Raw genomic sequence first — 18,888 nt, 5'->3', positions numbered from 1 at the left:
GAACACGTTTGACCGCGTGAGAGTACGGGGCCCCCGGGAGGCACGGCAATGCTCGCTCAGCAGCGGCAGGCGGCCATCCTGGAGCGGGTCCGGTCGACCGGCGGCGTTCGGGTCAGTGAGCTGGCCACCGAGTTCGGCGTCTCCGACATGACCATCCGACGCGACCTGGAGGCGCTGCACGAGCGCGGCCTGCTGGCCAAGGTGCACGGCGGCGCCACGACAGCCGGACCGAGCTCGACCGACGAGCCGGGCTTCCACGCCAAGTCGGTCCGTCAGTTGCCGGAGAAGGCCGCCATCGCGGACCACGCCGCCCAACTGGTCCGCCCTGGCGCGGCGGTCGCCCTCTCCGCCGGCACCACCACCGCCGAGCTGGCCCGCAGGCTGGTGGACGTGCCCGGCCTGACCGTGGTGACCAACTCGCTGCCGGTGGCCGAGATCCTGCACGCCGGAGGTCGACCGGACCAGACGGTGGTGCTCACCGGGGGCGTACGCACGCCGTCGGACGCGTTGGTCGGCCCACTCGCGGTCGGGGCGGTCCGGTCGCTGCACCTGGACCTGCTCTTCCTGGGCGTGCACGGCATCACCGAGCGGGCCGGCTTCACCACCCCGAACCTCATGGAGGCGGAGACCGACCGGGCGCTCGTGGCCGCGGCGGACCGGTTGGTGGTCCTCGCCGACCACACCAAGTGGGGCACGGTGGGCATCTCCTCGATCGTCGAGCTGGCCGCAGCACACGTACTGGTCAGCGACGACCGGTTGCCCCCACCCGCTCGACGGGTACTCGGCGAACAGGTGGGCGAATTGATCATGGTGAAGGCGACAGGGGCGGGCCGCGCGACGCGCACGCCGACGAGTGAGGAGACGGCGCCGTGAAGCGCACCGCGATCGACCTGGCCGACGGCCGGGAGCTGATCTACTTCGACGAGCGCGACGACGCCGTCCGCGACCAGCCGGACCGCCGCGACCTGCCACCGCCGCCGCCCGCGTCCCAACTGCGCTACGACCCGCTGACCGACGAGTGGGTGGCCGTCGCCGTGCACCGGCAGACCCGCATCTTCCTGCCGCCGGCGAACGAGTGCCCGCTCGACCCGTCGGTGGGCGACCGGCTGACCGAGATCCCCGCGCCCGACTACGACGTGGTGGTCTTCGAGAACCGGTTCCCGTCGCTCAGCGGTCGGGTGGCCGACGAGCCTGGGGAGATCACCCCGTTCACCTCCGTCCGGCCGGGTCTCGGGCGGTGCGAGGTGGTGTGCTTCACCTCGGACCACAACGCCTCCTTCGCCAGCCTGCCGCCGCGCCGGGTCCGCACCGTGCTGGACGCGCTCGCCGACCGCACCGAGGTACTCGGCGAACTGCCCGGCGTGGAGCAGGTCTTCTGCTTCGAGAACCGGGGCGTCGAAATCGGCGTCACGCTGCACCACCCGCACGGGCAGATCTACGCGTACCCCTTCGTGACGCCGCGCACCCGCGCGCTGCTGGCCGCCGCCCGCCGGCACGCCGAACGGACCGGCGGGGGCAACCTGTACGCGGACGTGCTGGCCGCCGAACGTGCCGCCGGTGAGCGGGTGGTCACCGAGAACGAACACTGGACGGCGTTCGTCCCGGCGGCGGCCCGCTGGCCGTTCGAGGTGCACGTCGCACCGCGCCGGGTGGTGCCGGACATCCCGGCGCTCAGCGACAGCGAGCGGGACGCCTTCGGGCCGCTCTACCTGGATCTGCTGCGTCGCTTCGACGGCCTGTTCGACATGCCGATGCCGTACATCTCGGCGTGGCACCAGGCGCCGGTGCGGATCGACCGGGAGTTCGGCCACCTGCACCTGCAGCTGTTCAGCATCCGGCGCGCCAAGGACAAGCTGAAGTATCTGGCGGGCTCCGAGTCCGGGATGGGCGTCTTCATCAACGACATCTCCCCGGAGCGTGCCGCCGAGCTGCTCCGCGCCGCCTGAGCCGCCCTTGTTTCCCGCCTTGCGGTGGGCGGCGGGAAACAGGGCGCGGGGGGCCCGGGACAGGGCCCCCCGCAGGGAAGGGACGGCTGGCTGTGCACGGCACAGCCGGGAAGGCTGGCTGATCGGCGCACGGGTGCCGCGGGTCGACCGTGGTCAACCTTCCTGGACGCGACTGGCATCTCGTCCATCCTGGTCAACGAGGCGCGCCGACGGCGGTGACGCCGATCGGCGCGGCACCGCCAGACACGCCGGAGCCCGCCGGCGAGTGGCCGGCGGGCTCCGATGACGCGGTACGCCTGGATCAGGCGCCGAGCTTACGAGCCAGGTTCTCGTCGAGCGCGTTCATGAACTCGTCGGTGGTCAGCCACGGGGCGTCGCGCGAGATGAGCAGCGCGAGGTCCTTGGTCATCTGGCCGCCCTCGACGGTGTCGACGATGACCTGCTCCAGGGTGTTGGCGAACTCGGTGACCGCCGGGGTGCCGTCCAGCTTGCCCCGGTGGGCCAGGCCACGGGTCCAGGCGTAGATCGACGCGATCGGGTTGGTCGAGGTCTTCTCGCCCTTCTGGTACTGCCGGTAGTGCCGGGTGACCGTGCCGTGCGCGGCCTCGGCCTCGACGGTCCGACCGTCCGGGGAGAGCAGGACCGAGGTCATCAGACCCAGCGAGCCGAAGCCCTGCGCGACGGTGTCGGACTGCACGTCACCGTCGTAGTTCTTGCAGGCCCAGACGTAGCCGCCCTCCCACTTGAGCGCGGCGGCGACCATGTCGTCGATCAGCCGGTGCTCGTAGGTGATGCCGGCGGCGGCGAACTCGTCCTTGAACTCGGTCTCGAACACCTCGGCGAAGATGTCCTTGAACCGGCCGTCGTACGCCTTGAGGATCGTGTTCTTGGTCGACAGGTAGACCGGGTAGTTGCGGTCCAGCCCGTACCGGAACGACGCCCGGGCGAAGTCCCGGATCGACTCGTCGTAGTTGTACATGCCCATGGCGATGCCGCCGCCGGAGAAGTTGGCGACCTCCATCTCCATCGGCGCGCCGCCGTCGGCCGGGGTGTAGGTGATGGTCACCGTGCCTGGGCCGGGGACGACGAAGTCGGTGGCCTTGTACTGGTCACCGTGGGCGTGCCGGCCGATGATGATCGGCTTGGTCCAGCCGGGGACCAGCCGCGGCACGTTGGACATGATGATCGGCTCACGGAAGACGACGCCGCCGAGGATGTTGCGGATGGTGCCGTTCGGCGACCGCCACATCTTCTTCAGGCCGAACTCCTCGACCCGGGCCTCGTCCGGGGTGATGGTCGCGCACTTGACGCCGACGCCGTGCTCCTTGATGGCGTTGGCGGCGTCGATCGTGACCTGGTCGTCGGTCTCGTCACGGTGCTGGATCGACAGGTCGTAGTAGTGCAGGTCGACGTCGAGGTAGGGCAGGATCAGCTGCTCCCGGATCTGCTTCCAGATGATCCGGGTCATCTCGTCGCCGTCGAGTTCTACGACCGGGTTGTTTACCTTGATCTTCGCCATCGGCCGGCGCTCCTCTCGGGGGACACGTGCTCAAGCAGTACGAGCGTACTGCAATTGGGCCGGCGCCCCCCAGCCGGCCTCGACCGGCCGGCGGAAACCGGGCTGCGCGGCGCAGGAACTCCGTGGACCATGACGCGATGCCACTGAGCCGCACCCTCGGGTCTATCACGGTCACCGCCCTCACCGACGGAGAGGGTGCCTTCTTCCAACCCCGGGCGGAGGCGTTTCCGCACGCCACGGCGGCGCACTGGGAGGAGGCCGACCGGCGTGACCCCACCTCGGTCACCGCCGACGGGCAGTGGTGGCTACCGTTCCGCAGCTTCGCGATCCGCACCGGCGACGGACCGGTCACCCTGGTCGACGCGGGGATCGGCCCGGTCGACGCGCCGGCCGCGAGCTGGGCACCGGTGCCTGGCCGGATGCCCGCCGAGCTGGCCGCCGCGGGCATCGACCCGGCCGACGTCGAGACTGTCGTGCTGACCCACCTGCACAGCGACCACATCGGCTGGGCCGTCACCGGCACGCCCGGCAGGCCATACTTCCCGAACGCGAGCTACCTGCTGCAGCGCGCCGAGCTGGACGCGGCGGAGACGCTCAACCCGGGGCTGCCGGCCGGCCTGATCGCGCCGTTGCGTGCCGCCGGCCAGCTCCGCGTGGTCGACGGCGAGACGATCCTCACCCCGGCGGTACGCCTGCTGCCCACTCCCGGCCACACCCCCGGCCACCAGTCGGTGCTCCTGACCTCTGCCGACGAACGGATGCTGCTCACCGGCGACCTGCTGGTGCACGCCGTGCAACTCGTCGACCCCGACCTGGCGTATGCCCACGAGGAAGACCCGGACCTCGCGCGCACCTCCCGGCGGGCCGCGCTCCGCGTCCACTCCCCCAGCATCCTGGCCACCCCACACCTCGGCACCCCCTTCCTCCCCCACCAATCCGCGTAGATCACCCGGCGCGGAACGGGCAAGATCGCGTTCGATCCTGGATGTGGGTGCCCATCGAGTGCGCCGGCGAGCCAAGATCCGCTCAACATCGGCGAAAGTGCTGCCTCCGGAGCCCCCGAGGCAGCAACATCCCCGAAGTTGCGCCCATCCGATGGCGAAGGGCCCGCCGGCTTAGCCGGCGGGCCCTTCGGCTGGTCTGGTTCGGGGAACTACATGCTGGAGATGTCGCCCTGCTTCGCGCGGACGGCCTCGGCCGCCTCCAGGAGGCTGGCGCGCTCGTCGGCGTCCAGGTCGGTCTCGACGACCCGCTTGACGCCCTCGGCGCCGATCTCGGCCTCGACGCCCAGGTAGACGCCGGAGATGCCGTACTCGCCGTCGACCCAGGCGCAGACCGGCATGACCTCGCCGGAGTCCTCGGCGACGGCCTTCGCCATCCGGGCCGCGGCGGCCGACGGGGCGTAGTACGCCGAACCGGTCTTGAGCAGCGCGACCACCTCGGCGCCACCGTTGCGGGTCTTGACGACCAGTTCCTCGATCTGCTCCGCCGGCATCGCGTCACGCAGCGGCTTGCCGTTGACGGTGCTCTTCGACGGCACCGGGACCATGGTGTCGCCGTGCGAGCCCAGGGTCAGCGTGCGCACCGACGCCACCGGCACGTTCAGCGCCTCGGCGACGAAGTTGCTGAACCGGGCGGTGTCGAGCATGCCGGCCTGGCCGAGCACCCGGTTCTTCGGGAACTGGGTGGCGAGCTGCGCCAGCGCGGTCATCTCGTCCAGCGGGTTGGAGACGACGATGACGACGGCGTTCGGGGCGTACTTGGCTACGTTCTCGGCGACCTGACGAACGATCTTGGCGTTGGTCTCCAGCAGGTCCATCCGGCTCATGCCGGGCTTGCGCGGCAGACCAGCGGTGATCACGACGACGTCGGAGCCCTCGATGCTCTCGTAGCCCTCACCGTTGGGGCCGGTGGTCACGCCGACCACCTTGGTCTCGAAGCCCTCGATGGCCCGGGACTGGTTGAGGTCGAGCGCGAGGCCCGCGGGCTTGCCCTCCACGATGTCGGTGATCACTACGGTGTCGAAGACGTCGTACTCGGCCAGGCGCTGTGCGGTGGTAGAGCCGTAGAAGCCAGCCCCGACGACAGTGACCTTCTTACCCATGGTCGTCCCACTCCCTGATACCAGTCGGTTTTCCGGACCGTATCAGTCATCCTGGCACCGATCAGGCCAGGGGCGGCGGGCATCGCCGGGATGGGGCGAACGTCACCGGCGTCACCGGCGCGCGGTTCAACCGCGCTCCGCGCGCTCCACCACGTTGGTGAGCAGCATGGCCCGGGTCATCGGCCCGACACCGCCGGGCATGGGGACCAGCGCGCCGGCCGTCTCGGCCACCTCCGGGTCCACGTCGCCGGTGTAGCGGCCCTTGCCGTCCGCCCCGATCACCCGCGTGATGCCGACGTCCACCACGACCGCGCCTGGGTTGATCATGTCGGAGGTGAGCAGTCCCGGTACGCCGGCCGCGACGATGACGATGTCGGCGGCGCGGGTGTGCGAGGCGAGGTCGAGGGTGCCGGTGTGGCACAGGGTGACCGTGGCGTTCTCGGAGCGCCGGGTGAGCAGCAGGCCGAGCGGTCGGCCGACGGTGTTGCCCCGGCCGACGACAGCGACGGTGGCACCGCGCAGCGCCACGTCGTGGCGGCGGAGCAGTTCGACGATGCCGCGCGGGGTGCAGGGCAGCGGGCCGTCGTAGCCGAGGACGAGCCGGCCCAGGTTGACCGGGTGCAGGCCGTCGGCGTCCTTGTCCGGGTCGATCAGCTCCAGCACGCGCTGGGTGTCGAGGTGGGCGGGCAGCGGCAGCTGGACGATGTAGCCGTGGCACGCCGGGTCGGCGTTCAGCTCGGCCACCACGTCGTCGACCTGCTGCTGGGTGGCGTCGGCCGGCAACTCCCGGCGGATCGAGGCGATGCCCACCTCGGCGCAGTCGCGGTGCTTGCCGTTGACGTACGCCTGACTGCCCGGGTCCGCCCCGACCAGGACCGTGCCCAACCCGGGGGTGATGCCGCGTTCCGCGAGTGCCTTCACCCGAATTCGCAGCTCGTCCTTGATCTCAGCCGCGGTTGCCTTGCCGTCCAGAAGCGTCGCCGTCACGACCAGATCGTCTCACGACCGCCGCCCGCGGTTCCGACGACCTCGGTCGGGCGACCCGTTGTCGACTTGATCAGCACCATCAAACGTCACCATCAGTGACGTGTTACTAGTCACTCTGAGTCACTTATTGTTCATTCGGTCACCATCGAACCAGACAGAACGATCGCGACTGGCAGAGACCAGATGGGCACCCCAACGGGTCCCAGCTCGATCCAAACGGCCGTAACAGAGCCCGAAAACAACAACGTATTCGCAGGCAGATGACGTTTCGCACGATTTGGGGTAGCAGACCGACAGCCGGTCGACAAGGAGCTCGACTCCAGACCGTTACCCACCCGCAACCGCGTCGTTGTCGAAGCCTCGCCGCCGACCTACCGTTACCGCTTGTTGCGCAGCGTAAACCCAGCGTCGGGCCTGACTGCGCAGCGTGAGGAGATGAGGAGGCTCAATGCGAGTTCGTAGACTCGCCGCCTGGACCGCCCTCCCGCTCGCGGTGACGCTGGGCCTCGCGGCCTGCGGCAGCGGCGGAGACGGTGGATCCGGCGGCAGCGACAGTTCGGCGGTCAGCATCCAGATCGGCGAACCGAAGCACCTGGTTCCCACCAACACCACCGAGACGTCGGGCGCGCAGGTGCTCACCGGCCTGTTCAGCCCGCTCGTCGACTACGACGCCCAGAACAAGCCGTACGAGGTCGCCGCACAGTCGATCACCTCGTCCGACAACAAGGTCTGGACGATCAAGCTCAAGGACGGCTTCACCTTCCACAACGGTGAGAAGGTCACGTCCGAGGACTACATCAACGCGTGGAACTACGGCGCGTACGCCCCCAACGGTCAGGACAGCAACTACTTCTTCGAGAAGATCGCTGGCTACGCCGACCTGCAGGGCAAGGCGCCGAAGGCCAAGGAGATGTCCGGCCTGAAGAAGGTCGACGACCTCACCTTCACCGCGACGCTGTCCGAGCCGTACATCGACTTCCGGACGACGCTGGGTTACACCGCGTTCTACCCGATGCCGGACGCCGCGTTCTCGGCTCCGGGCGTGCTCAAGGACTCCTACGAGCAGGCCCCGATCGGGCAGGGCCCCTTCAAGATGAAGGGCACCTGGCAGCACGACAGCAAGATCGAGGTCGAGCGTTACGACGCCTTCCCGGGCGAGAAGCCCAAGGTGAAGAACGTCGAGTTCCGGATCTACCAGCAGCTCACCGCAGCCTACGCGGACGTCCTGGCGGACAACCTGGACGTGCTGCCCACGATCCCGACCGAGAGCCTGAGCACCGCGCCGAGCGACCTGGGCGACCGGTACCAGACCAGCCCGATGTCGTCGTTCCAGTTCCTGGCGTTCCCGACGTTCGACAAGGACTACAGCAACCCGGACGTCCGTAAGGCCATCTCGATGGCGATCGACCGTGACGAGATCACCAAGTCGGTCTTCAAGGGCTCGCAGACGTCGGCGCGTTCGTTCGTCTCGCCGGTCCTGCCGGGCTACCGGGAGAACACCGCTGGCAAGGCCGGCGAGTTCAACCCGACCGAGGCCAAGAAGCTCTACCAGGCCGCCGGTGGCCCGTCGAAGATCGTCATCTCGTACAACGGCGATGGCGGGCACAAGGACTGGGTCGATGCCACTGTCAACCAGCTCAAGGCCAACCTGGGCGTGGACGCGGTCGGCTCGGCCGAGCCGAAGTTCGCCGACCTGCTGACCAAGGTCGAGAAGAAGACGCCGGTGGGTGCGTTCCGGATGGGTTGGGTCATGGACTACCCGACCATGGAGGACTACCTCGGCCCGCTGTACACCACGAACGGCTCGTCGAACTACTACGGCTACAGCAACCCGGAGTTCGACAAGCTGGTCAAGGAGGGTTCCGCCGCCAAGACGCAGGACGAGGCGATCGCCAAGTACCAGCAGGCGGAGGACATCCTGGCCAAGGACATGCCGGTGATCCCGCTCCGCTTCGGCGAGAACGTGTTCGGTCACTCGTCCAAGGTCAAGAACGTGGAGATGGACCTGTTCCAGCGGGTCAACCTCGTCAAGATCGAAGCAGCCAGCTGAGCTGAGCATGGTGTGGGCCACCCGGGCGACGAAGCCCGGGTGGCCCGGACCGCATCACCGGGGCCGGGCCGCAGCAGCGGACCCGGCGTCGGTGGTGCCGGCTCCCCCGGGCCGGACGGCACGTCTCGGATATTTCGGGTACGACCAGAGATGCCGTCCTGCGACCCTTTCGCACATTTCCGGAGAGACTGCTAAGCATGTTCCGCTACATCCTGCGGCGCCTACTGCAGATGGTCCTGGCCTTCTTCGGGACCACCCTGATCGTCTACGCGCTGACATTCGCCGGACAGGGCGACCCGATCCAGGCGCTCGCCGGCGAACGGCCGGTGACGCCAGCCCAACGGGCCTACCTGACCGAGAAGTACAACCTGGATCAGACGGGCGTCGGCGGCTTCTTCTACCGCTACTTCGACTACGTGAAGGACCTGCTCCAGGGCAACCTCGGCGAGTCGCTCACCGGTCGGAGCATCGGCGACATCCTCCAGCAGGCCTGGCCGGTCACCGTACGGCTCGCGCTCATCGCGCTCGCCGTGGCGATCATCTTCGGAGTCAGCGCCGGAGTGATCGCCGGTATCCGCCGAGCCAGCATCTTCGACAACTCGACCCTGGTGCTGACCCTGCTGGTGCTGGGCATCCCGACCATCGTGCTGGCGCCGCTGGCCCAGTACTTCCTGGGCGTCAAGTGGCAGCTCTTCCCGCCCACCGCCGGCGCCGACCCGACGTTCTACGCGCTCCTGCTGCCGGGCATCGTGCTCGGCTCGCTGTCGCTGGCCACCGCGTTGCGGCTCACCCGCGCCTCGGTGGCGGAGAACCTGCGTGCGGACTACGTCCGGACCGCCCGGTCGAAGGGCCTGGTCAAGCGCCGAATCGTCATCGTCCACGTACTGCGCAACTCGCTCATCCCGGTCATCACCTTCCTCGGTGTGGAGCTGGGCAACCTGATGAGCGGCGCGATCATCACCGAGGGCGTCTTCAACATCCCCGGCGTGGGCTTCAACCTCTTCCGCGGCATCCGCACCGAGGACGGCCCGCTGGTGGTGGGCATCGTCAGTGTGCTCGTCGTGGTCTACCTGGTCTCGAACCTGGTGGTGGACGTCCTGTACGCCGTACTCGACCCGAGGATCCGCTATGAGTGACTTCGAAACGGTGGCGGCCAGCGAGAACCAGGCCGCACGACGTGGCCCCTCAGGCGAGCCGGGCACACCCAACCAGGTCGGTGCCACGAACAAGCCCCGCAGCCTGGCCGGAGACGCCTGGCGCGACCTGCGCCGCAACCCGATCTTCTGGATCTCGCTGGCGCTGGTGGTCACCTTCACCCTGATGGCGCTGCTCCCCGGTGTGTTCACCGCCAACAACCCGAACGACTGCCTGCTGTCCCGGCAGCACGCCGGGCCGTCCGGCGGGGCCATCTTCGGGTACGACTTCCAGGGGTGCGACACGTACTCCCGGGCGGTCTACGGCACCCGGGCCTCGCTGCTGGTCGGCGCGCTCGCCGCGCTCGGCACCGGGATCATCGCCCTGGTGATCGGCATGCTGGCCGGGTACTTCGGCCGGTGGGTCGACGCGGTGCTCTCCCGGGTGATCGACGTGGTGCTCGGCATTCCGCTGCTGCTGGCCGCGATCGTGCTGCTCAAGCGGGTGTCCAGCGACAGCCAGTGGGCGCGGATCGGTGCGGTCGTCTTCGTGCTGGCCCTCCTCGGCTGGACCACCGCCGCCCGGGTGGTCCGCTCCTCGGTGATCACCGCCAAGGAGCAGGACTACGTCGCGGCGGCGCGGATGCTCGGCGCTGGCAACAGCCGGATCATGTGGCGGCACATCCTGCCGAACTCGCTGGCCCCGGTCATCGTCGTGCTGACCATCGCGCTCGGCTCGTTCATCGCGGCCGAGGCGACGCTCTCCTTCCTGGGCATCGGCCTGAAGGCGCCGACCATCTCGTGGGGTCAGGACATCGACACCGGCCGCATCCACATGCGCGAGGCGGCCACGCCGCTGATCGTCCCGTCGGCGTTCCTCGCGCTGACCGTGCTGGCGTTCATCATGCTCGGCGACGCGATCCGTGACGCCTTCGACCCGAAGCTGCGGTGAATCTGATGACCCACTCCACCGTTCAACCCACACCCGCCTCCGCCACGCCCGAGGGCGGCCACCTGCTGGAGTTGCGGGACCTGCACGTCGAGTTCCGCACCAACGAGGGTGTGGCCCGGGTGATCAACGGCGTGTCGTACCACCTGGACGCCGGCGAGACACTTGCCGTGCTCGGCGAGTCCGGCTCGGGCAAGTCGGTCACCGCCCAGGCGATCATGGGCATCCTGGACACCCCGCCCGCGTTCGTCCGCTCCGGCCAGATCCTCTACCAGGGTCAGGACCTGCTCACCCGCTCCGAGGAGCAGCGTCGGCAGGTACGCGGCAAGGAGATCGCGATGATCTTCCAGGACGCGCTCTCCGCCCTGAACCCGGTGTTCCCGGTCGGCTGGCAGATCGGTGAGACGCTGCGCCAGCGCGCCGGCATGTCCCGGGCCGACGCCCGGCGGCGCGCCATCGAGTTGATGGACCTGGTCAAGATCCCAGGTGCCGCGAAGCGCATCGGCGACTACCCGCACCAGTTCTCCGGTGGCATGCGGCAGCGCGTCATGATCGCCATGGCGCTGGCGCTGGACCCGAAGGTGTTGATCGCCGACGAGCCCACCACGGCCCTCGACGTGACCGTCCAGGCCCAGATCATGGACCTGCTGGCCGACCTGCGCCGCGACCTCAACATGGCGATGATCCTGATCACCCACGACCTGGGAGTGGTCGCCGGTGTCGCGGACCGGATCGCCGTCATGTACGCCGGTCGGATCGTCGAGCACGCCGACGTCCGCTCGCTCTACAAGGCGCCCGCCCACCCGTACACCAAGGGTTTGTTGGAGTCGATCCCGCGCCTGGACGTGCGTGGCGAGGAGCTGTCCACGATCAAGGGGTTGCCGCCGAACCTGATGCGCATCCCGTCCGGCTGCCCGTTCCACCCCCGGTGCCCGTACGTCCAGCAGGTCTGCGTGGACGTCGTACCGCACGACCTGGTCCTCGGCGACGGCCGGACCAGCGCTTGCCACTTCGCGCAGGAGGTCCGTGATGACAGCGTCGCCCGCTAACCCCACCAAGGTCCGCGGCGAGGCCATCCTCTCCGTCGACAACCTGGTGAAGCACTTCCCGATCACCCAGGGCGTTCTGTTCCAGCGGCAGGTCGGCGCGGTCAAGGCCGTCGACGGGGTGAGCTTCGAGTTGCGTCGGGGCGAGACGCTCGGTGTCGTCGGCGAGTCCGGCTGCGGCAAGTCCACCCTCGCCCGGCTGCTGATGCGGCTGGAGACCCCCACCTCGGGCAGCGCCACCCTGGAGGGCCGGGACCTGTTCAAAGCATCCGGTGGCGAGCTGCGCCGGGTGCGCCGCAACATGCAGATGGTGATGCAGGACCCGTACACCTCGCTCAACCCGCGGATGACCGTCGGCGACATCATCGGCGAGCCATTCGAGATCCACCCGGATGCCGCGCCCAAGGGCAGCAAGCAGCGGCGTGTTCAGGAACTGTTGGACCTGGTCGGGCTCAACCCGGAACACATCAACCGGTACCCGCACCAGTTCTCCGGCGGTCAGCGTCAGCGCATCGGCATCGCCCGGGCGCTCGCGCTCCGGCCCGACGTGATCGTCTGCGACGAGCCGGTGTCGGCGCTGGACGTCTCCATCCAGGCCCAGGTGATCAACCTGCTCAAGCAGTTGCAGGACGAGCTGGGGCTGTCGTACATCTTCATCGCCCACGACCTGTCCGTGGTGCGGCACATCGCCGACCGGGTCGCGGTGATGTACCTCGGTCGGATCGTGGAGATCGGCACCGAGGACGAGATCTACGAGCGGGCCACCCACCCGTACACCCAGGCTCTGCTCTCCGCGGTGCCGGTGCCCGACCCGGAGGCCCGCGACCAGCGCACCATGATCCGGCTGGTCGGCGACGTGCCCAGCCCGGCCGACCCGCCGAGCGGGTGCCACTTCCGGACCCGCTGCTGGAAGGCCCAGGACATCTGCGCCGTCGAGGATCCCGCAACGGTGCCGAGGGCTGCGGACCCCCACCCGTCCGCCTGCCACTTCGCCGAACTCCGCCCAACCCCCTAACCGCCGTCCCGCCTCACGCGTCGATCATGGAGTTGTGGTGGCCGATTTATTGGCCGGCACCCCTTTTGAGGGGCACCACAACTCCATGATCGACGCGGACGTTGGGGCTGCGGGCTGCGGGCTGCGGGCTGCGGGCTGCGGGCTGCGGGCTGCGGGTCAGTGGAAGAAGTGGCGGGTTCCCGTTAGGTACATCGTCACGTTGGCCTTCTTCGCCGCTTCGATGACCTCTTCGTCACGGATCGAGCCACCGGGCTGCACGATGGCGCGGACGCCTGCGTCGATGAGGATCTGCGGGCCGTCGGCGAACGGGAAGAACGCGTCCGAGGCAGCGACCGAGCCCCGGGCCCGGTCGGCACCGGCCCGGCTCACCGCGAGCTGCGCCGAGTCCACCCGGTTGACCTGACCCATGCCCACCCCGACGGTGGCGCCGTCCTTGGCGAGCAGGATCGCGTTGCTCTTCACCGCGCGGACCGCCCGCCACGCGAACGCGAGGTCCCGCAGCAGCTCCTCGTCGGCAGCCTCGCCGGTCGCCAACTGCCAGTTGGCCGGGTCGTCGCCGGGAGCGTTCACCCGGTCGGCGACCTGGGCCAGCACGCCGCCGGTCACCGGCCGCAACTCCACCAGCGCCGGCGTCCAGGCCGGTGCCCGCAGCAGCCGGATGTTCTTCTTGCCCTGCAACACCTCGACCGCGCCCTCGTCGAAGCCGGGGGCGACCACCACCTCGGTGAAGATGTCCGCGACCTGCCGGGCCAGCTCGACCGAGACCGACCGGTTGACCGCGATGACGCCGCCGTACGCCGACACCGGGTCGCAGGCGTGCGCCCGGCGGTGCGCCTCGGCGACGTCCACGCCCACCGCGATGCCGCACGGGTTGGCGTGCTTGATGATCGCCACCGCCGGCTGGTCGGCGAAGTCGTTCGCGGCCCGCCAGGCGGCGTCCGCGTCGACGTAGTTGTTGTACGACATCTCCTTGCCGTGCAACTGCTCGGCCTGGGCCAACCCCGCCGGGGCGTCCGGGTCGGTGTAGAGCGCCGCCGGCTGGTGCGGGTTCTCCCCGTACCGCAGCGCCGTCGACTTGCGCAGCGCCAGCCCGGCGAACGCCGGCCAGGAGTCGTCGGCCGGGGCCAGCTCCTGGGCGCACCACTGGGCCACCGCGACGTCGTACTCGGCGATGTCGGCGAACGCCCGGGCAGCCAGCGCGCGGCGCTGGGCCAGGGTGAAGCCTCCCTCGGCGAGCGCGCCGATCAGCGCCGGGTAACCGGCCGGATCGGTGAGCACGGCGACCGAGGCGTGGTTCTTGGCGGCGGCGCGCACCATGGCCGGGCCGCCGATGTCGATCTGCTCCACACACTCCTCGACTCCGGCGCCGGAGGCGACGGTCGCCTGGAACGGGTAGAGGTTGGAGACCAGCAGGTCGAACGCCGCCACCCCCAGCTCGTCGAGCTGGGTGACGTGCGTGTCCTTACGCAGGTCGGCCAGGAGACCGGCGTGCACCTTCGGGTGCAGGGTCTTCACCCGGCCGTCGAGCACCTCGGGGAACCCGGTCACCGTCTCCACCGCCGTCACCGGCACACCGGCGGCGGCGATGGTGCCCGCCGTGCTGCCGGTGGACACGATCTCCACACCGGCGGCGTGCAGGGCCCGGGCCAGCTCGGCCAGCCCGGTCTTGTCGTAGACGCTGACCAGCGCCCGCCTGATCGGGCGGCGCCCGTCCTGAGTGGGACTCACGGAACCGTGACCTTCCTTCCGGTGATGGTCCAACCTTCGCGGACCAGACGGCCGACCTGCTCGACGAGCTGGCGCCGCTCGGCTTCCTTGATGCGCTCGGTGAGCGTGTCCACGTCGTCGTCGTCGAGCACCGGCACCGCGACCTGCGCGACGATCGGCCCGGTGTCCATGCCGGCGTCGACGAAGAAGAGGGTGGCCCCGGTGAGCTTCACGCCGTAGGCGAGCGCGTCCCGCGGGCCGTGGATGCCGGGAAACGCCGGCAGCAGGGTGTTGTGGGTGTTCAGGTAGCGGTCGCCGAAGGCAGCGAGGAAGTGCGGCCCGACCAGCTTGAGGAAACCGGCGGAGATGACCAGGTCGGGTTGGTGCTTCGCGACGTGCGCGGTGAGCGCCCGGTCCCAGTCCTCCCGCGTGTCGTGGTCACGGACCCGCTCGACGAAGGTCGGCACCCCCGCCGCCTCGGCCCGGTCCAGGCCCACGATGCCGTCGCGGTCCGCGCCGACCGCGACGACCTGTGCGCCGTACGCGGGGTCGACCGCGGCATCCAGCAGCGACTGGAGGTTGCTCCCGGAGCCGGAGACGAGGACGACGATGCGGGCGACAGGCGCGGGCTCGGTCACCGGGCCACCCTATCGGGCAGGTCAGCACGCCCTTCGGCTGGGCGGCACGCCGATCTTCGACAGCGACGACGTGCATCGACCCGGTACGCTGCCGCTCGCTCGGGCCGAACGTCGCGGGCCCACGCCCCGCACTGATCGGTCAACGGCAACCGTCGATCAACAGCACCGTGGCGATGTCGTCGTGATCCTGCGCTGTGCATTCCGAGGACTGACAGCGATCATGGGTGGAAACAACAGCAGTAACTGACGGAACCAGTTCAAGGAGCTTGTGAATGCAACCCGGTAACCCCGGCCAGGACCCGTACGGCCAGCAGCCCAACGACCCGACCGCGCCCCAGCCGCCGCAGAACCCGTACGGCCAGCCGCCGGCCGCCCCGTACGGTCAGCAGCCGACCTCCGGTCAGCCGTACGGCCAGCAGCAGCCGTACCAGGACCCGTACGGCCAGCAGCAGCCGCAGTACGGCGGCGGTCCGACGTACCCGAACGCCGGCTACCCGCAGGGTCAGGGGCAGAACAACACCCTCGGCCTGGTGGCGCTGATCCTCGGTATCGCGTCGATCCCGCTGGCCTGCTGCCCCCTCCTGGGCATCCCGGTCGGCATCGGAGGCGCGGTGACCGGCTACCTGGGCCGGCAGAAGGCGGCACAGGGGCAGGCGAGCAACGCCGGTCAGGCCAAGGCCGGCCTGATCTGTGGTGCGGTCGGCGTCGCGCTCGGCATCATCTCGGTCATCCTGAGCGTCGCGCTGAACATCGGCCTGCCGAACCAGTCCTGACGAAACCAGCAGCTACGGGGCGTTCCGGATTCCGTCCGGGGCGCCCCGAGCTCGTCCAGAGCCGGAGAGCGCTCGGGTGGCTGCGGCGCCGAGCAGTGCGCCGACCCCGATGACGACGGCCGCCACCGCACCTACCTGCCAGCCCACCGGCCCGACCTGCGCCAGCCGACCGGCGCCCAACGGCCCGCCGGAAACAGCGGCGACCAGCCCGAGCAGCACACCGGCCACCGGCCCGGCCAGCGCCGCCGGCGCCAGCACCTCGGCCCAGCGCTGCGGGGCCCGCTCCGGCCCGGCCAGTCGGGCCACCCGGCGGGCGAGCAGACAGCCGCCGACCATCCCGGCCAGCACCGGCACCGCGAGCAACAGGGCGCCGAAGCCGTCCACCGGGCCGCGCGGCAGGCCGGCGAGCAAGGGTACGGCTGGCAACGCGCCGACCGACACCTCGCTGGTGCGAACCGCGGTGTCGGTGCCGACCGCGAAGCCTGGCCCGAGCAGATAGCTGGCGGACCAGATCGCCGCGTTCGGCGCGTACGCGACGCTGACCAGGGTGATCCCGGCCTGACCGGCGACCCCCGTCCGGTACGCCCCGATCATGTCCGCCGCGTCGCCGCCTCCGGTGGCCACCGCCAGGCCCGCCGCACCGGCACCCGCGCCGAGCAGGACCAGCCCCGCCACCAGGCCGGTGCGAACGCCGTCCCGGACCGGGCCCGGCATCCTTGCGACGAGCACCCGGGTCACGGCGGTGATCCGGATGGCGCCGACCAGCGCGGCGAGTGTGCCGACCACCGCGAACGTGGCACCCGCCCGGATCGGGGACGCATTCGGTCCACCCGCGCCGACCAGCACTGCCGCGAGCGCGCCGAACAGCGCGTACGCGATGCCGACAGCGCCCGCGGCGAGCAGTGCGCGGCGCGGCGAGCGGGTGTCCCGTGCGCCGATCGCGCGGCTGACGTGCACGCCGGCCCGGCTGAGCCGCCAGAGGGCGAGCACGGTCAACGCCAGCGGGGCGAGCCCGAGCGGACCGGAGTCGGTGTGCAGTGGCACCCCGTGGCCGAGCAACCAACCGGCCAGCGCCGTGCGCAGGGTGCTGGCCAGGGTGGCCGAGTCGGTGCCGAGCTGGACCAGACCGAGCACGACGGCGACCGGCAGGTAGGAGGTGAGGGCGGCCCAGCCGGCCGCCACCCCGGCGGCGACGGGCAACGGCGCACGTCCGCGTGGCGACCTGCCCGCGCGGGGGGCGGGCACCCGCCGGGCCGGCGTGGCACGGTCGACCGACCGGTCGCCGGCGCGCACACCGCCGGGACGGCTGGGACGGTCAGGGGTGACGGGGGACATCCGCTCTACTCTGGCACGTCGCGCGGGCGGCGGCAGTCCGTTAACCCCTCCTGGGGCGCGTTTCATAAGGGCGGTCGGGTGGAGGCGGAGTCCGGGCGGCGATCCGGCAAGACGCCCCACGCCCACGCCCACGCCCACGCCCACGCCCACGCCCACGCCCACGCCCAAGATCCGAACAACTTCCCCGATGTTGCTGCCTCCGGCACGCGGGAGACACCAACATCCCCGATGTTGCGCGGATCTTGGCGACGAGCACTCGGCGCGGACGGCCGGGCCGGTGTCCCGCGCCCACTGCCGAAGCGCGCCCTGAGGGCGGCGAGTTCACCGAACCGACGTCCAGGTCACCCGGTCCGGTCTAGCCTCGGCCCAGAGGGGGCTCCAGTCGCCGCCACCCGGGTCGGGCCGGTCGGTCGCGGGTCCGGGTCGGCACGCCGCCCACGACCGCCCGGAGGAAGCCGTGACGACCGCATACCCGCCACCCCCTCCCCCACCGGCCCGGGGACGGGACCGGACGACGCTGTGGGGCGTGCTGGGCATCGTCCTGGGCCTGATCTGCTGCGGCATCCTCGGCATCATCTTCGGCTATCTGTCCATCCGCGACGCCCGGCGTTACGGGCAGTCGTCGGTGCTCGGATACCTCGCCATCGTGTTCGGCGTGATCAACATCATCGGTGGCTCGATCCTGCGACTCACCGGCAACTACCCGTTCTGGAACAACGACTGACAAGCGGAGCGCGCACGCACGCCGAAGGGGGTCGACCGGTTCCGGTCGACCCCCTTCGGTGTTGCCCTTCCGGCTCAGCTGCCGGACATGATCTCCCGCATCAGCTTCGCGGTCTCGGTCGGCGTCTTGCCGACCTTGACGCCGACAGCCTCCAGGGCCGCCTGCTTCGCCTCGGCGGTGCCGGCCGAACCGGAGATGATCGCCCCGGCGTGACCCATGGTCTTGCCGGGCGGAGCGGTGAAGCCGGCGATGTAGCCGACCACCGGCTTGGTGACGTTGGCCTTGATGAACTCGGCTGCCCGCTCCTCGGCGTCGCCACCGATCTCACCGATCATCACGATGGCGTCGGTCTCCGGGTCGGCCTCGAACGCCGCCAGGGCGTCGATGTGGGTGGTCCCGATGATCGGGTCACCACCAATGCCGACGCAGGTGGAGAAGCCGATGTCACGCAGCTCGTACATCATCTGGTAGGTCAGCGTGCCGCTCTTGCTGACCAGGCCGATCCGGCCGGAGCCGGTGATGTCGGCCGGGATGATGCCGGCGTTGGACGCGCCGGGCGAGGCGATGCCCGGGCAGTTCGGCCCGATGATCCGGGTCCGCTCGCCCTGCGACACGTTGTACGCCCAGAACGCCGCGGTGTCGTGCACCGGCACGCCCTCGGTGATCACCACAGCCAGCGGGATCGCGGCGTCGATCGCCTCGACCACGGCGGCCTTGGTGAACTGCGGCGGCACGAAGATGACCGTGACGTCGGCCCCGGTCTCGGCCATCGCGTCCGCGACGGAGGCGAAGACCGGCAGCTCGGTGCCGTCGAAGTCGACCTTCTGACCCGCCTTGCGCGGGTTGACACCGCCGACCACGTTGGTGCCGGCGGCGAGCATCCGACGGGTGTGCTTGGAACCCTCGGAACCGGTCATCCCCTGGACGATGACCTTCGAGTCCTTGGTCAGCCAGATAGCCAT

General features: G+C 70.1%; 17 protein-coding genes. 10 read left to right on the top strand and 7 right to left on the bottom strand.

The genetic code is table 11. The features are described from left to right. Nucleotides 1-48: 48 nt before the first annotated feature. Entirely contained in the window at nucleotides 49-873 is an 825-nt protein-coding gene (locus ABGB10_RS25095) for a DeoR/GlpR family DNA-binding transcription regulator (RefSeq protein ID WP_347663401.1), read from the top strand. Next, complete coding sequence (galT, locus tag ABGB10_RS25090) at nucleotides 870-1,946, top strand: galactose-1-phosphate uridylyltransferase (protein WP_347663399.1); 1,077 nt, start codon at nucleotides 870-872, stop codon at nucleotides 1,944-1,946. The genes ABGB10_RS25095 and galT overlap by 4 nt, the downstream gene beginning before the upstream one ends. A gap of 301 nt (nucleotides 1,947-2,247) precedes the next feature. Here galT and ABGB10_RS25085 read toward each other — a convergent pair whose 3' ends face one another. Further along, nucleotides 2,248-3,465 (bottom strand): NADP-dependent isocitrate dehydrogenase, encoded by a 1,218-nt coding sequence (locus ABGB10_RS25085; RefSeq protein ID WP_347663398.1) that lies wholly within the window; start codon nucleotides 3,463-3,465, stop codon nucleotides 2,248-2,250. A gap of 137 nt (nucleotides 3,466-3,602) precedes the next feature. On the opposite strand from ABGB10_RS25085, the gene ABGB10_RS25080 reads away from it, so the two are divergent. Continuing rightward, nucleotides 3,603-4,409: an MBL fold metallo-hydrolase gene (locus ABGB10_RS25080; RefSeq protein ID WP_347663397.1), complete on the top strand. Its 807-nt coding sequence runs from the start codon at nucleotides 3,603-3,605 to the stop codon at nucleotides 4,407-4,409. Between the two features lie 209 nt (nucleotides 4,410-4,618). Here ABGB10_RS25080 and ABGB10_RS25075 read toward each other — a convergent pair whose 3' ends face one another. After that, nucleotides 4,619-5,569, bottom strand: coding sequence for a malate dehydrogenase (locus tag ABGB10_RS25075; RefSeq protein ID WP_112583765.1), 951 nt, complete (start codon nucleotides 5,567-5,569; stop codon nucleotides 4,619-4,621). A 126-nt stretch (nucleotides 5,570-5,695) separates the two neighbouring features. Beyond that, on the bottom strand, nucleotides 5,696-6,556 hold the full coding sequence (locus tag ABGB10_RS25070) for a bifunctional methylenetetrahydrofolate dehydrogenase/methenyltetrahydrofolate cyclohydrolase (protein WP_347663396.1): 861 nt from the start codon (nucleotides 6,554-6,556) through the stop codon (nucleotides 5,696-5,698). Between the two features lie 448 nt (nucleotides 6,557-7,004). Between ABGB10_RS25070 and ABGB10_RS25065 the strand changes: the two genes are divergently transcribed. From ABGB10_RS25065 to ABGB10_RS25045, 5 genes are all read left to right on the top strand, one after another. After that, on the top strand, nucleotides 7,005-8,606 hold the full coding sequence (locus tag ABGB10_RS25065) for an ABC transporter substrate-binding protein (RefSeq protein WP_347663395.1): 1,602 nt from the start codon (nucleotides 7,005-7,007) through the stop codon (nucleotides 8,604-8,606). 197 nt (nucleotides 8,607-8,803) lie between these two features. After that, nucleotides 8,804-9,742, top strand: coding sequence for an ABC transporter permease (locus ABGB10_RS25060; RefSeq protein ID WP_347663394.1), 939 nt, complete (start codon nucleotides 8,804-8,806; stop codon nucleotides 9,740-9,742). Beyond that, nucleotides 9,735-10,691 carry an ABC transporter permease gene (locus ABGB10_RS25055; protein ID WP_347663393.1) on the top strand — a complete coding sequence of 319 codons (957 nt, stop codon included), beginning with the start codon at nucleotides 9,735-9,737 and terminating at the stop codon, nucleotides 10,689-10,691. Before ABGB10_RS25060 ends, ABGB10_RS25055 begins: the two co-directional genes overlap by 8 nt. A 5-nt stretch (nucleotides 10,692-10,696) precedes the next feature. Continuing rightward, a complete protein-coding gene (locus ABGB10_RS25050; RefSeq protein ID WP_347663392.1) occupies nucleotides 10,697-11,737 on the top strand; it encodes an ABC transporter ATP-binding protein in 1,041 nt (346 codons plus the stop codon). After that, nucleotides 11,718-12,749, top strand: a complete 1,032-nt coding sequence (locus ABGB10_RS25045; RefSeq protein WP_347663391.1) for a dipeptide ABC transporter ATP-binding protein — start codon at nucleotides 11,718-11,720, stop codon at nucleotides 12,747-12,749. The genes ABGB10_RS25050 and ABGB10_RS25045 overlap by 20 nt, the downstream gene beginning before the upstream one ends. A 156-nt stretch (nucleotides 12,750-12,905) precedes the next feature. Here the strand turns inward: ABGB10_RS25045 and purH are convergent, their stop codons facing one another. Continuing rightward, a complete protein-coding gene (purH, locus tag ABGB10_RS25040) occupies nucleotides 12,906-14,477 on the bottom strand; it encodes a bifunctional phosphoribosylaminoimidazolecarboxamide formyltransferase/IMP cyclohydrolase (RefSeq protein ID WP_347663389.1) in 1,572 nt (523 codons plus the stop codon). Continuing rightward, nucleotides 14,474-15,094: a phosphoribosylglycinamide formyltransferase gene (gene purN / locus ABGB10_RS25035; RefSeq protein ID WP_347663388.1), complete on the bottom strand. Its 621-nt coding sequence runs from the start codon at nucleotides 15,092-15,094 to the stop codon at nucleotides 14,474-14,476. The genes purH and purN overlap by 4 nt, the downstream gene beginning before the upstream one ends. Before the next feature lie 272 nt (nucleotides 15,095-15,366). Between purN and ABGB10_RS25030 the strand changes: the two genes are divergently transcribed. Further along, nucleotides 15,367-15,867, top strand: a complete 501-nt coding sequence (locus ABGB10_RS25030; RefSeq protein ID WP_347663387.1) for a DUF4190 domain-containing protein — start codon at nucleotides 15,367-15,369, stop codon at nucleotides 15,865-15,867. 12 nt (nucleotides 15,868-15,879) lie between these two features. Here ABGB10_RS25030 and ABGB10_RS25025 read toward each other — a convergent pair whose 3' ends face one another. Continuing rightward, nucleotides 15,880-17,202, bottom strand: a complete 1,323-nt coding sequence (locus tag ABGB10_RS25025; protein ID WP_347663386.1) for a DUF6350 family protein — start codon at nucleotides 17,200-17,202, stop codon at nucleotides 15,880-15,882. Between the two features lie 457 nt (nucleotides 17,203-17,659). Between ABGB10_RS25025 and ABGB10_RS25020 the strand changes: the two genes are divergently transcribed. Next, on the top strand, nucleotides 17,660-17,926 hold the full coding sequence (locus ABGB10_RS25020; RefSeq protein WP_347663385.1) for a DUF4190 domain-containing protein: 267 nt from the start codon (nucleotides 17,660-17,662) through the stop codon (nucleotides 17,924-17,926). A 74-nt stretch (nucleotides 17,927-18,000) separates the two neighbouring features. Here the strand turns inward: ABGB10_RS25020 and sucD are convergent, their stop codons facing one another. Further along, nucleotides 18,001-18,888, bottom strand: coding sequence for a succinate--CoA ligase subunit alpha (sucD, locus tag ABGB10_RS25015; protein WP_278141625.1), 888 nt, complete (start codon nucleotides 18,886-18,888; stop codon nucleotides 18,001-18,003).

This window comes from Micromonospora sp. B9E7 (assembly GCF_039871815.1).
Taxonomy (GTDB): Bacteria; Actinomycetota; Actinomycetes; order Mycobacteriales; family Micromonosporaceae; genus Micromonospora.
Note: the sequence above shows the minus strand (reverse complement) of the source record. Positions and strands in the feature narration are given on the sequence as shown.

Coding starts and splice junctions, on each gene's coding strand:
- ABGB10_RS25095 (WP_347663401.1), top strand. CDS start 49: ATGCTCGCTCAGCAGCGGCAGGCGGCCATCCTGGAGCGGGTCCGGTCG.
- ABGB10_RS25085 (WP_347663398.1), bottom strand. CDS start 3,465: ATGGCGAAGATCAAGGTAAACAACCCGGTCGTAGAACTCGACGGCGAC.
- ABGB10_RS25080 (WP_347663397.1), top strand. CDS start 3,603: ATGCCACTGAGCCGCACCCTCGGGTCTATCACGGTCACCGCCCTCACC.
- ABGB10_RS25075 (WP_112583765.1), bottom strand. CDS start 5,569: ATGGGTAAGAAGGTCACTGTCGTCGGGGCTGGCTTCTACGGCTCTACC.
- ABGB10_RS25065 (WP_347663395.1), top strand. CDS start 7,005: ATGCGAGTTCGTAGACTCGCCGCCTGGACCGCCCTCCCGCTCGCGGTG.
- ABGB10_RS25060 (WP_347663394.1), top strand. CDS start 8,804: ATGTTCCGCTACATCCTGCGGCGCCTACTGCAGATGGTCCTGGCCTTC.
- ABGB10_RS25055 (WP_347663393.1), top strand. CDS start 9,735: ATGAGTGACTTCGAAACGGTGGCGGCCAGCGAGAACCAGGCCGCACGA.
- ABGB10_RS25050 (WP_347663392.1), top strand. CDS start 10,697: ATGACCCACTCCACCGTTCAACCCACACCCGCCTCCGCCACGCCCGAG.
- ABGB10_RS25045 (WP_347663391.1), top strand. CDS start 11,718: ATGACAGCGTCGCCCGCTAACCCCACCAAGGTCCGCGGCGAGGCCATC.
- ABGB10_RS25030 (WP_347663387.1), top strand. CDS start 15,367: ATGCAACCCGGTAACCCCGGCCAGGACCCGTACGGCCAGCAGCCCAAC.
- ABGB10_RS25025 (WP_347663386.1), bottom strand. CDS start 17,202: ATGTCCCCCGTCACCCCTGACCGTCCCAGCCGTCCCGGCGGTGTGCGC.
- sucD (WP_278141625.1), bottom strand. CDS start 18,888: ATGGCTATCTGGCTGACCAAGGACTCGAAGGTCATCGTCCAGGGGATG.